We start from the raw sequence: 13,889 nt of genomic DNA on the forward strand, positions 1-13,889 counted from the left end.
CAAGAGTATGTTTAAAATATATCTCGGACTCAACAATAATACGAAATACGCATTTATTTTATATAATTACGAGAAAATATTACTATCTTTACGTAACCAAACAAGACTTAGATGAATATCACTTCTGCAAAATTCGAGATAAGCAATTCAAATGTGGCAAAATGCCCTGACACCGCACGCCACGAGTATGCCTTCATAGGACGCTCCAATGTCGGCAAGTCATCGCTTATAAACATGCTTACCGGCCGTAAGGGGCTGGCCATGACCTCATCCACGCCCGGAAAGACCACGCTTATCAACCACTTTCTGATAAACGACGAGTGGTATATCGTGGACCTACCCGGCTATGGATATGCCCAGCGCGGCAAGAAAATGCAGACCGAAATAAAACGTATCATCGAAGACTATATACTCGAACGACGTCAGATGACCAATCTGTTTGTGCTCGTCGACTCCCGCCATAATCCACAGAAAATAGACTTGGAATTCATGGAATGGCTCGGAGAAAACGGAGTGCCGTTCGCGATAGTATTTACCAAACTTGACAAACTGTCGTCGGCCGCAGGCAAAATACAGACCGGCAAATACCTCGACCGCCTGCGTGAACAATGGGAAGAGCTGCCGCCGGTATTCTACACTTCAAGCAGCAACGGCCGTGGGAGAAAAGAACTTCTTGATTATATAGAAGAGCTGAACCGGCTACCTTTGGCATCGCCCGACGAATAACCGTAAACTCCGATAACACGTTCCATTTTAAAAGACTTTTTAATTATGGAAGAAAAATATCTTACTCCTGAAGAAAAAAAATACATGCTTGCTGCATTTCGCAAGTTGCTCGTACACACACATGATGTAACCGAGCACGGCGACATTGCAAAAGTAAGACACATAATAAACGAAGGCATACACCAGAACCATTATCGCCGCGACCGTTACGGCATAAATCCGACGGTACACAACCTGTCGACCGCGCTTGCACTATGTGAGATGATAAGCCCCGACAGAAACATGATAATAGCCATTCTGCTTTTCAATCTGTGCAAAACGGAGTTTATACCGGAAGAAGAACTCGTAAAAGAATGGGGTGACGACATAGCCAAACTCATACGCGGACTTTTAAAAGTGTCGACCCTTTACAGCCGGCAAGCAGCGGTTGAAAGTGACAACTTCCGCAAACTTCTGCTGACATTTGCCGATGACATACGCGTCATCATAATCATGATCATAGACCGCCTTGTGCTCATGAGGGCCATCAACCATCACCCCAACGAAAAGATGGTGCACGATGTAGCTTATGAGGCAAACTATCTGTATGCCCCACTCGCCCATCGTCTCGGCCTGTATGCCATAAAGTCGGAGCTTGAGGATATGTCGCTCAAATACACCAACAGAGATACGTACACCGAAATAGCCCGTAAACTCAACGAGACAAAGACAAGCCGCGACGCCTACATAGCCGAGTTCATACGCCCGATAAAAGAAAAATTGGGCATGACCAACCTGAAGTATGAGGTGAAAGGCCGCACAAAATCCATATACTCGATATGGAACAAGCTGCGCAAGCAGAAAAACGACATTGAGCATATATATGACCTTTTTGCCATAAGGATTATAATCGACAGCGAACCTACAAACGAGAAAAGCGACTGCTGGCTCGCATACTCCATAATAACCGACCTGTACCGCCCAAATCCTTCGCGTCTGAAAGACTGGCTCAGCATACCTAAAAGCAACGGGTATGAATCGCTGCATATAACCGTATACGGGCCTGACCAACGCTGGGTGGAGGTACAGATACGCACCAAACGCATGGACCTTATAGCTGAAAAAGGCCTTGCCGCACACTGGCGTTACAAAGGCATAAAGAGCGAAGGCAATCTCGACGTGTGGATGAACAACGTGCGCGACATACTCGAAACCGCCGAAACCGGGCCGATGGAGCTGATGAAAAACATGAAGATGGACATTTACGACAAGGAGGTGTTTGTCTTTACACCGAAAGGCGACCTGTACAAATTGCCTTACGGCGCATCGGTTCTTGACTTCGCGTTTAACATACACTCCAATCTGGGAATAAAGTGCACCGGAGCAAAGGTAAATGAAAAGAACGAAAGGCTTAACTACAAGCTTAAAAGCGGCGACACAGTCGAGATACTGACATCCAGCACTCAGGTACCCAAACTCGACTGGCTTAACTTTGTAGTTACATCAAAAGCCAGAAATAAAATACGCCAGACCGTTCACGAGATGAACAACCGCTCGGCCACTCTCGGCAAAGAGCTGGTAGAGCGCCGCTTCAAAAACCGCAAGATTGAGCTTCAGGAGCCCACAATAATGAAGGTCATCAAAAAGATGGGCTACAAGACTGTCACCGACTTCTATTATGCCGTCGGCGACGAACGCCTTGACATAAACGACATAATAGCCGAATATGAGGCCGTGGAGCGAAAAGCAGCTGAAAGCGCCGAGATAAGATCGGCTGAAGAATTCCAGCTTGTAAAGGAAGAGGATGACAATACCGATGACGTACTCGTAATCGGCGATAACATAAAGGGCATCAACTATCGCCTTGCCAAGTGCTGCAATCCAATATTCGGCGACGATGTATTCGGGTTCATCTCTGCGGAAGGAGTCATAAAAGTACACCGCAGCGACTGCCCCAATGCCGCAAACATAAAGGAGAAGTATCCTTATCGTGTCATTACCACCCGATGGTCGGGCAAACTTGGACAACAGTTCGGAGCCACACTGCGTATCATCGGCCATGATGACATAGGTATCGTGACCAACATCACGTCAATAATAAACAAAGAAAAAGATGTGACACTCCGCAGCATATCGATAAACTCTGACGACAATATATTTCAGGGCTTCCTGATTGTGGGTGTAAATGACACCACGACCCTTAACAACCTTATAAAGAAATTAAAAACAGTAAAAGGAGTAAAAGATGTACAACGCAGTAAGTAAACTACATCCGCTACTGATAGCAACGGCTCTGCTGCTTGCATCATGCGGAAGCAAAAATGACGAGTCAGCACAGGCCGGCAAGCTGGTGGCCGAAGCGGATTCTGCCCTTAAAGCCGGCGACTATGCCACAGCTCTTGAACGGCTCGACACTCTTAAGGTCAAATATCCGGCGCAAATCGAAGCCCAGCGTGAAGGCATGCACCTCAGACCACAGGTCATCGAGGGACAGACGATAAAAGAACTTGAGTCCACCGACAGCCTTCAGTCATGGTACAGCCATCTTCAGGACTCGCTTATGCAATACTTCACACTTGTAGACAACCCGCAGCTCGTAGAGGGATATTATGTTATAAAGGAGTATGCCAAGTCCACACTGTTCAATCGCACCGGAGTCGAATCACGAGTATCGCCCGACGGGCAGTTTTACATGATAAGTTCGCTTGCATCAAACCCCGTAAAGCATACATCCATATCGCTCACCGACGGAAACGGCAAAGTCACAACAGCGACAGTGGACTATGACGGAGAGCGAAATTACCGTTCAGGAGGTACGGAGATGATAACCTTCACCGGAGCCGAATGCGATACGCTCGGACATTTCCTGACCGATAATAAGGCAAAAAACATCAAACTTATATTTAACGGCAAAAAATCGCATACGACAACACTGTCAGCTAACGACCGCCTTGCAATGCAACGCGCCTACGGTCTGTCACAAGCCATGACAGGTAAACGCCGCATGGCCGCCAAACGCGATTTTCTCGACAAGCAATTGCTTCTTGCCCGTGACCAAGCAGCACGTACTTCCCATACAGAAGACGACAAATAATCTGCTTACAGACCTTGACGGGAGAGCCATCCGAACATATATTCATACAGCGCCTCCCTTACCTCTTGTCTTGACAGCACAAGGTCATGAAGGCCTCCGTTGACTGTAATTTCAGTAACCATTATTCCAAGCCGATGCCCGTAACGTGATATATCTTCGACATCAAGTACGGCGTCGGCTTCGCCATACGTCGCCGAAGGATCACCCTCTTTCACACTTCGGTCAGAATGCATAAGCAGCACCGGCACTCCGATATGCGGATCATTCTGCAATATGCCTTGCGCAAGGTCGATAGCCCTTATCCAGCCGGTATCCACATCCGGTGACACTTCGAGTTTCCAATCGGTATTGTATTCCCACTCTCCACCATAACGCTTAAGCAGGCTCTCGCTATATCCGCGGCTGTCACCCTGCGATATAGCCATATCGGGGAATATGCCGCCAAATGTATCCACAACCGGTATCAGGAGTTTTTCCTGAAAGGAGCTCTGGTTCCAATCAAGGAAAGGACTGTTCAGGATAAGCGCCTTTATAGACGGGTCAGGGCTTTCATTCATATACAACGCAGTGGTAAGCCCTCCGGTAGAATGCCCCATAAGTATTACCTCTTCAATACCGTCACGCTTCATACAAGACAAAGCCGAGTCTATATCGGCAAAGTATTCATGCATGTCTCTTACCTGAAACTTCTTTTGTCCACGCATGATGGAGCGTCCGTATTTGCGCAAGTCAACTGCGTAAAAATTATAACATGAATCGACAAACATGTCACCCATCTCCTTCTGAAAAAAATAGTCATTGAATCCATGTACATACAACACTCCCCTATTGCCGCCACACGGCGACAGTTTGCGTACAACGGTGCTTCTTACCGATCCGCTATAGTCACTCCCTTGGTCCACATAACTCATCTCATAGCCGTCGCCGAGCACATCAGGCTCCCACACCCGTGCCTGTAGCCCTACAAATGTACAGGCCACACATAACGCCGCAATAAATATCTTTTTCATATAGATGTTAACAATCCACGCCAAAAACGGGTTCATTATATATAATAATGTGTATTTGAAAACACACAAGGACGCCATGATGACGCCCTTGCATATGAATCATTGTTTATTTTCTAATCCTACAGGCCTAAAGCCGAACGCATCTTCTCGTAAGCACCGGCTATGCCGTCTTTGTTCTTGCCTCCGGCCTGCGCGAAGCCCGGCTGACCTCCGCCACCGCCTTGTATGAGCTTGGCGGCCTCCCTTACGGTCGACGAAGCATTCATGCCCTCCTTTACAAGATCCTCGGTAACCATGAGTGTAAGCAACGGTTTGCCCAACGGGTCGAAAGTGGCGCCGATAAATACCGTATGTTCAGGAGACTGTGCCCTAACGCCGAATGCCACATTCTTTACCACTTCGGGAAGACGAAGACCCTGAAGCTCCACTACCTTTATACCGTGGACTTCGTATGCCTTGTCAAGCAACTCACGTGTAAGATTATTGACCCTCTCGTTGAAATACTCTTCCGCCTGATGTTTAAGCTCCGCATTCTCTTCAATAGATTTTTTAAGAGCCTGAACAAGATTGGGTGTATTATTAAACATTGAGCCTATCTCGCGCAGTGTATCCTGCATGTCATTGACCATCTTCTCGACACGTTCTCCAGTAATAGCCTCAATACGCCTTATGCCCGCGGCTATACTGCTCTCCGACACGATTTTTATCATGCCTATATTACCAGTATTGGCCACATGTGTACCACCACACAGTTCTACCGAAGATCCATAACGGATTACACGCACCTCATCGCCGTACTTTTCACCGAACAGAGCCATGGCTCCCATATCGCGGGCCTCCTCGATAGGCACATTACGGTGCTCATCGCAGGCTATGGCCATGCGCACCCTTTCATTGGCTATGCTCTCTACCTTGCGTATCTCCTCGGTAGTCAGCTTTTGAAAATGCGAGAAGTCAAAACGGAGCACATCGGGTGACACAAATGATCCGCGTTGCTCGACATGAGTGCCGAGAACCTCTCTCAAAGCCTCATGAAGCAAGTGAGTGGCCGTATGGTTGCACGATGTAGCCTGACGCGCTTTCTCATCTATGACCGCTTCAAAAGTAACGTTTACATCGGCCGGCATGCGCTTGGCAAGATGCACACCTACACCGTTCTCACGCTTGGTGTCATATATCTCAATCACCTCGTCGCCATTTACAAGACGGCCCCGATCGCCGACCTGTCCGCCCATCTCCGCATAGAAAGGAGTAGCAGACAATATTATCTGGTAGAATTCGTTGTTTTTCTGTTTTACTTTACGGTAGCGGAGTATGTTGACAGGTACTGATGTATTGTCATATCCGACAAACTCCTGTTCTCCGTCACGAAGTATGACCCAGTCACCGGTCTCCACGGCAGCGGCGTTGCGCGCACGCGCTTTCTGCGCCGCCATCTCTTCATCAAATTCCTTATGATCAAGAGTCATGGCGTTTTCTTTCAGGATAAGCTCCGTAAGGTCAAGAGGAAAACCGTAAGTATCATATAGCACAAATGCTTCCTTACCGGAAATCTCGTTTTTACCGTTGCTCTTCGCTGCGGCGATAGCATTGTCGAGAAGTCTTATGCCGTTATCAAGTGTGCGCAGGAAAGCGTCTTCCTCCTCCTTTATGACACGCATGATCAGTTCACGCTGCTTGGGAAGCTCCGGATAAGCCTCGCCCATGCTCTCTATAAGTGTGTCGAGCAGACGGTACATGAACGCCTGCTTCTGCTCCAAGAAAGTATAAGCGTAGCGCACGGCTCGACGCAATATGCGACGTATCACATAACCGGCCTTGGCATTGCCCGGCAACTGCGAGTCGGCAATGGAAAAAGCGATAGTACGCACGTGATCGGCAATCACCCTCATGGCGATATCCACCTTTGGATCATCGCCGTAACGCTTTCCGGAGAGTTGGGCTATTTTTCCTATAAGCGGAGTAAACACGTCAGTATCATAGTTGGAAGTCTTTCCCTGAAGGGCCATGCACAAGCGTTCAAAACCCATGCCAGTATCAATCACCTTGGCGGGAAGCGGCTCAAGCGAACCGTCGGCCTTACGGTTATACTGCATGAAAACCAAGTTCCAGATCTCTATTACCTGCGGATGGTCATGATTCACAAGCTCTCTACCGGGTATCTGTGCTTTTTCCGCGTCAGAACGCAGGTCGATATGTATCTCCGAACAAGGTCCGCAAGGGCCCGTATCGCCCATCTCCCAGAAGTTATCGTGCTTGTTACCGTTTATTATATGATCGGCAGGCAGATGCTTCTCCCATATCGCGGCCGCTTCGTCGTCACGACCGAGACCCTCGGCCGGAGATCCTTCAAACACAGTAGCATAAAGGTTTTCCGGATTAAGCTTAAGTACATCTACAAGATACTCCCAAGCCCAATCTATAGCCTCTTTTTTAAAATAATCGCCAAACGACCAATTGCCAAGCATCTCAAACATGGTATGATGATATGTATCCATACCCACCTCCTCAAGGTCGTTATGCTTTCCGCTCACGCGCAAACACTTCTGCGAGTCAGCCACACGCTTGTACTTCGCCGCCGCATTACCGAGTATTATATCTTTAAACTGGTTCATACCGGCGTTGGTAAACATAAGCGTAGGATCATCTTTTATAACCATCGGTGCAGAGGGTACGATCTGGTGTCCTTTGTCTCGGAAAAAGTCTTTGAAAGACTCACGTATCTCTTTTGCTGTGAGCATTTTATTTAAATTATTACTTGATTCACAATAGGCATGCGATTCTACAATCAATCACATTTGCCGTAAATAATTGTGCAAAATTAGCTTAATAATATTATTTTTGCAAATAGAAGAAGATGCCAATCTCCACAAAATGAGTAAAAAGGTCTTTTATCGATATAATCCGGCAACGGAAGAATATGAACGCGTATATCCCTCAGGACGGCAACGGCTGTGGATAATGCTGCGCAAGCTGTTTGCCGGTATTCTGGTCACGGCCATACTTTTTGTAATAATATATCTGCTCGTGGGTACGCCGCGAGAGACTGCTCTGCGCGATGAAAACACGCAGTTGCGCACACAGCTCGACATTCTTAACCGGCGCCTCGACGCCTCACTTGAAGTAATGGCCGATATAGCGGCACGCGACGACAACTTCTATCGCGTCATCATGGGCACTCCGAGAGTATCGACTTCGGAGCGCTTCTACACCGCCAACAACGAACAACGCTACAGTTATCTTAACTCATTGCGCGACGCCGAACTCATAAAAGACCTTACTATAAAGACCGACCTGCTTGACCGGCAACTTTATGTACAGATCAAGTCATTTGACGAACTGCAACAACTTGCCCGCAACAATCGCGACCGTATAGACCATATACCGTCTATCCAGCCTATTTCAAGTGAAAACATGAAGAAAATGGCATCGGGTTACGGCTATCGGCGCGACCCTATATACGGTACCGGACGTTTCCACGAAGGTCTGGATTTTGCCGCCGACACCGGTACGCCCGTCTATGCCACCGCCGACGGCAAAGTGGTTCATGCTGACTGGCAGAGCGGCTATGGCAACTTGTTGGAGATTGACCACGGCTACGGCTACGTGACGCGTTACGCCCATTTGAGCAAGTTTAAAGTAAAAGAAGGTGACGAAGTAAAACGCGGTGACCTGATAGCGGAAACCGGCAATACCGGAAAATCCACCGGCCCTCATCTGCACTATGAAGTACGTTACCGCAACTCGCCGCAGAATCCGATAAACTACTACTTCATGGACATAACTCCCGAAGAGTACGACAACATGATAAGGCAAGCTGAAAATGCCGGACATGTCATGGACTGACAATACACAACAATGAGTTCGACCGATAAAAAATATTACAAGATAAGGGAAGTGGCGGAAATAATAGGACTGCCTCCGTCAACACTGCGTTTTTGGGAAAACCGTTTCACCATAATCAAACCAAAGCGCAATGAACACGGCTCACGCTTCTATACAGCCGATGACATTGAAAAAATAAAGATGGTATACTTCCTTGTAAAAGAAAAAGGACTTAAACTTGAAGCTGCAGAAGAGCAGATAAAGCACAATCATTCCGGAGTGTCACGGCACGCCGCCGCAGTAGAACGTCTTAAAGAGATAAGGGCTGAACTTTGCGGCATGCTCGAAGCCATGAACAGTCTTCGATAACTTACAAAGGCAATGAAAATAGTCGTTTGTCCCGACTCGTTCAAAGGATCGCTCACTGCCGCCCAAGCATCCGAAGCCATAAAGGAAGGCATAAGTTCGGTATGCCCCGATTATCATGTGGTAACGTTGCCTTTAGCTGACGGAGGCGAGGGCACATCATCGGTCATAGCTTCCATAACCGGAGGCACAGCCATCGTGACCGATACAATCAATGCAATCGGAGAAAACATCACCGCCACCTACTACATAATCAACCGAGGCAAAAAGAAGACCGCATTGATAGATGTGGCTGCCGCAAGCGGACTCACCCTCGTGAGCCCTCAACGGCGCGACGTCATGACCGCATCGTCATACGGAACGGGGGTGCTTATTAAAAACGCATATGAACGCGGGTGCCGCGACTTCATAATAGGGCTTGGAGGCAGCGCCACATGCGACGCCGGCACCGGAATAATGGAAGCTCTCGGACCCGACATGCCTGCAATAGCATCGGACATAAGCGTGACGCTGCTGTGCGATGTCGACAATCCGCTATACGGACCGAAAGGAGCCGCCAATGTTTTCGCGCCCCAAAAAGGAGCCACGCCACGGCAGGTGGCCCTGCTTGACGAAAGGCTGCGGCAATGGAACATCAAAACCATTCTCGACACCGGACGCAATGTGGCAGGACAACATGGAGCCGGTGCGGCCGGCGGCATAGGAGCCATGTTCATGGCCTACTTCAATACAACAACAAAAGCCGGCATCGATGCGGTGCTCGATATGTACGGGTTTGACTCCGTCATTGCCGATGCCGATCTTGTCATTACAGGAGAAGGGTGTATAGACTCACAGACTCTTCACGGCAAAGTCGGCATGGGTGTACTAAGACGATGCAATGTTCACAGGGTGCCGGTGATTGCTATGGGTGGTTCGGTAGAGTACGGCGACCTCCCAGACAATGCGGGCTTCACCGCCGTGTTTTCTATCGTGCCCGGCATCATGACTCTTGAACAAGCCGTGGATGCGACGGAAGCACGGCGCAACCTTGCCGAGACATCACGTCAGATTATAAGAATCATCAGAAGTCGATTGTAAGACGCACATTAAACTGCCGCCGGGTAAGATAATCGGGCACGGCATAGGCCACTCCTCCTGTATCGGATACCCAATAATAGTTGCTGATATTGGATATGTCGAGAAGGTTAAAGCATTCGACACCGAGCCACATCGACTTTATGCACCGCCACGCTCCGGAACGTGGCCGCCCATCACTTTGCGGTGATATCAGAGCATAGGAAAGCCCCGCATCCACTCGCTTATAGGCGGGAGAGCGGAAACAACCCTCGTCACGCGACCTGCCGGGAGCAGTAACCGGCAATCCGTCGGAAAAGACTCCGCGCAGACTGAACTTTAGCTTCGGCACCCGGGGAAAATAATCGTTGAAATACATGGCGAAGCTATAACGGCGGTCATTAGGACTCGGCACTTTCACACCATTGATGTTCTCTTGTGTCTTCATCAGAGAAGCGCTTATCCAAGAGTCGCTTCCCGGGACAAATTCGCCAAACAATTTCAGGTCGATACCCGCAGCATATCCGTCAGCACAGTTGCAGCCGGCATAAACTACTTTCATATTGTCCATCACATAAGGATTGATACGGGACAATAGTTTGTAATAGACCTCTCCCGAAAGACGGAACGGACGGTTAAAGGCGCTGAACGTATAGTCGGTACCGGCTATCATCTGTAGGCTTCGCTGCGCCTTTATACCGCGGTTCAACTCTGTAACTCCGTCAACAGGATATTTTATCTCCTTATAAAACGGAGCCTGATAATAGAGTCCGGCCGACAATCGAAACGCAAAATGTCGGTCTGCATCAGGGACAAGCCCCAGACTTATCCGAGGACTTACGGTCCACTCTTTGTTAAAGTCCCAGTAACCGGCTCTGACACCGGCATTCAGCCACCAGTGGCCCAGTGATGATGAGAACCGTAAAGCGTCCTGCAAAAACAGACTAAGCCTGCTGCTCCCCACGTCATGGTCAGACATCAATACCCGCGACATTTCAAGCCGTGCATCCGATACCGGAGATACATACCCGGCCGAGTCAAGCAGCTCCCACTCTCGGGAACGGTCGCGCACATGTTCTCGGTTATATGTCACCCCGTATGACAGATTGTTATAACCGATGGCGGTATTGCCGCGTAACCCAAGGGAAAACACCTTTGTTTTAAGACGATTGCGGGCATGTTCAAGGTAGCGTCCCACCCCTATGGCCTCATTTTCATCAGGCATTCCGGCCTCATTCAACCAGTATTCACCCGCTATGTCGTAACTTACAAGCTCGTCGGTAAGATATCCTGACGCAAGGACGGTGAAGTCGCTGTTTTCCGACGGACGGTAACGTAGCGTAAGCGCTCCAAGCCATGTGTCGAAACGGTCCTTTTCCTGCCCGTCAAAATACACGGTAAAACGCTTGGCATCATCGACAGTACCGAAATCGGTACTTCTGCTCTCTGGCTCAAACCGATACTTGTTTATGGATATGTCGCCTAAAAAAGCCATCTGCCACCGGGAACCAAACCGAAAATTAAGATTGGTCTGATAGTCAAAAAAGGAAGGGTCATAGCGACCTTTGGCATCCATACCGTCAAGCAATGAATTATTGCGTTTATATCTAACTCCGTGCAACTGAGAAAAACTGTCGGAACTTTGCCCGAAAGACAGGCTTCCACCCATAAGACCGATATCGACCGACGCCTCCAGCCGTTCTGGTCGACGATACGTAATATCAAGAACCGATGACATGCGGTCGCCGTACTCTGCCGGAAATCCTCCTGCTGAAAACTCCACCGCACCTACCATGTCAGGATTTATTATACTCATGCCCTCCTGCTGTCCGGCATTCACCAACATCGGCCTTCTGACTTCTATGCCGTTGACGTATACTGCATTTTCATCATAAGAGCCACCACGCACCGAATAAGCCGACGAGAGTTCGTTAGCCCCGTTAACTCCCGCCATAGTCATAACAAGAGACTCGACACTTCCTCCTGACACATCGGGGGCCAGCCTGTAGGAGGCGGCATTTATACGCTGCATATTGCCCGTCTGCTTTCTGTACTCCGTTATGTTCACCTCCTTAAGTCTGCGCTTGTCAAGCCTCATACGCACATTCATTGTAATATCGCCGGAAGCACCTGCCAACACGCGCGTAACCTCGCGATAACCGACACACGAATATATCAACCGTATGGTATCACGAGGCGCCAACGACAGACTATACCTACCGTCGCGGTCAGTCATGGTGCCTTTGGCCGTACCCGCCACACGCACAGTCACCAACTCCACCGGTTTCTTGTCAGAATCAGTGACCCTGCCATGTATATTTACATCAGCGGCAACATATAATGAAGAAATAGCGGCAATAACTAAAATAAAACAATGCTTTAACATGAGTGTTAAAAATCCATATACATTATATATTTTTTAACGACAATTTCATCCACAAATTATACTTACACGGCATTTTATCCACATACGTTATAATTTTTGCTAAATTTGCGACATAAAACGCATACTGATGAAAATTGCTATTGTAGGAACGGGTTATGTGGGTCTTGTATCAGGAGCATGTTTTGCCGAAGTAGGTATTGACGTAACGTGTGTTGACATAGACTTCCGCAAAATCGACAATTTGAAAAACGGAATAATTCCGATATACGAACCGGGACTTGATGATCTTGTGTCGAGAAACGTCAAAGAAGGAAGACTGCATTTCACTACCGACCTCACTTCGTGTCTTGACGATGTGGAAGTCGTATTCAGTGCCGTAGGCACCCCACCCGACGAGGACGGCTCCGCCGACTTGCGCTATGTAAAGGAAGTTGCACGCACATTTGGCCGCAACATCAACAAATATACGATATTGGTCACAAAAAGCACCGTGCCGGTAGGTACCGCGGCAAAAATAAAAAATATCATCAATGAAGAACTGAACGCCCGTGGAGTAGATGTACCCTATGAAGTGGCATCCAATCCCGAATTCCTGAAAGAGGGAGCCGCCATCAAGGACTTCATGTCGCCCGACCGTGTGGTCATAGGCATAGAGAGCGACCGCGCACGCAAAGTCATGGAAAGGCTATACCGTCCGTTTCTGCTAAATAACTTCAGGGTCATATTTATGGACATAGCATCGGCAGAGATGACCAAGTATGCCGCCAACTCGATGCTTGCCACACGCATATCGTTTATGAACGACATCGCGAATCTGTGCGAGCTGGTTGGCGCAGATGTCAACATGGTGCGCAAAGGCATAGGTACGGATGCAAGAATCGGCAACAAATTTTTATATGCCGGCTGTGGATACGGCGGTTCCTGTTTTCCCAAAGATGTAAAAGCCCTTATAAGCACAGGCCGTGAAAACGGCTATCGCATGCGCATAATCGAAGCTGTCGAGGAAGTAAACGACGCCCAGAAAAGCATCGTGCTCCGCAAACTGAAAAATACGCTCGGCACATTAAAGGACAAACAGATAGCCATATGGGGCCTTGCATTCAAGCCAGAGACCGACGACATGAGGGAGGCTCCGTCGCTTGTTGTGATAGAAGGACTTCTAAAAGAGGGAGCCGAAGTGACGGTATATGATCCGGTGAGTATGGATGAATGTCGCCGACGGCTCGGCGACTCTGTAAAATATGCCCGTGACATGTATGAGGCTGTCATCGACACCGACGCCATAGCACTTATGACCGAATGGAAACAGTTCAGAGTACCGTCATGGAGTATAATAAAACGAGTGATGCGCGGCAATACGGTGATAGACGGACGTAATATATACGACCCGGCGGAACTTGCGGAAGAGGGCTTCGAATACCACTGCATAGGCAAATAGCTCATGATT

The 13,889-nt window shown here is 48.5% G+C and carries 10 protein-coding genes; 7 read left to right on the plus strand and 3 right to left on the minus strand.

The genetic code is table 11. From position 1 onward, the window contains the following. Nucleotides 1–111: 111 nt before the first annotated feature. From yihA to FW767_RS03210, 3 genes are read left to right on the plus strand one after another with little or no spacing between them, the layout of a single operon-like run. Nucleotides 112–726, plus strand: coding sequence for a ribosome biogenesis GTP-binding protein YihA/YsxC (gene yihA / locus FW767_RS03200; protein ID WP_121698323.1), 615 nt, complete (start codon nt 112–114; stop codon nt 724–726). Nucleotides 727–771: 45 nt separating this feature from the next. Further along, a complete protein-coding gene (locus FW767_RS03205) occupies nt 772–2,970 on the plus strand; it encodes a RelA/SpoT family protein (protein WP_121698322.1) in 2,199 nt (732 codons plus the stop codon). After that, the gene (locus tag FW767_RS03210; protein ID WP_121698321.1) at nt 2,951–3,799 is read left to right on the plus strand and encodes a hypothetical protein; all 849 of its coding nucleotides are present in this window, start codon (nt 2,951–2,953) and stop codon (nt 3,797–3,799) included. The genes FW767_RS03205 and FW767_RS03210 overlap by 20 nt, the downstream gene beginning before the upstream one ends. Nucleotides 3,800–3,804: 5 nt before the next feature. Here the strand turns inward: FW767_RS03210 and FW767_RS03215 are convergent, their stop codons facing one another. Continuing rightward, nucleotides 3,805–4,809 carry an alpha/beta hydrolase gene (locus tag FW767_RS03215; RefSeq protein WP_205523792.1) on the minus strand — a complete coding sequence of 335 codons (1,005 nt, stop codon included), beginning with the start codon at nt 4,807–4,809 and terminating at the stop codon, nt 3,805–3,807. Nucleotides 4,810–4,928: 119 nt separating this feature from the next. Then, nucleotides 4,929–7,550 (minus strand): alanine--tRNA ligase, encoded by a 2,622-nt coding sequence (alaS, locus tag FW767_RS03220; protein ID WP_148464649.1) that lies wholly within the window; start codon nt 7,548–7,550, stop codon nt 4,929–4,931. 133 nt (nt 7,551–7,683) lie between these two features. Between alaS and FW767_RS03225 the strand changes: the two genes are divergently transcribed. The 3 genes from FW767_RS03225 to FW767_RS03235 are packed head-to-tail and all read left to right on the plus strand — an operon-like array spanning nt 7,684 to nt 10,080. Then, nucleotides 7,684–8,655 carry a M23 family metallopeptidase gene (locus tag FW767_RS03225; protein ID WP_121698318.1) on the plus strand — a complete coding sequence of 324 codons (972 nt, stop codon included), beginning with the start codon at nt 7,684–7,686 and terminating at the stop codon, nt 8,653–8,655. A 12-nt stretch (nt 8,656–8,667) separates the two neighbouring features. Beyond that, complete coding sequence (locus FW767_RS03230) at nt 8,668–9,003, plus strand: MerR family transcriptional regulator (protein WP_121698317.1); 336 nt, start codon at nt 8,668–8,670, stop codon at nt 9,001–9,003. A 12-nt stretch (nt 9,004–9,015) separates the two neighbouring features. Further along, entirely contained in the window at nt 9,016–10,080 is a 1,065-nt protein-coding gene (locus FW767_RS03235; protein ID WP_121698316.1) for a glycerate kinase family protein, read from the plus strand. On the opposite strand, the gene FW767_RS03240 is transcribed toward FW767_RS03235, so the two are convergent. Further along, complete coding sequence (locus FW767_RS03240; protein WP_121698315.1) at nt 10,064–12,442, minus strand: TonB-dependent receptor; 2,379 nt, start codon at nt 12,440–12,442, stop codon at nt 10,064–10,066. The two genes, FW767_RS03235 and FW767_RS03240, sit on opposite strands and share 17 nt — an antisense overlap. Before the next feature lie 127 nt (nt 12,443–12,569). On the opposite strand from FW767_RS03240, the gene FW767_RS03245 reads away from it, so the two are divergent. Next, entirely contained in the window at nt 12,570–13,880 is a 1,311-nt protein-coding gene (locus FW767_RS03245; protein ID WP_121698314.1) for a UDP-glucose dehydrogenase family protein, read from the plus strand. Nucleotides 13,881–13,889 lie beyond the last annotated feature (9 nt).

The organism is Heminiphilus faecis (assembly GCF_008728965.1).
In the GTDB taxonomy this organism is placed as follows: Bacteria; Bacteroidota; Bacteroidia; order Bacteroidales; family Muribaculaceae; genus Muribaculum; species Muribaculum faecis.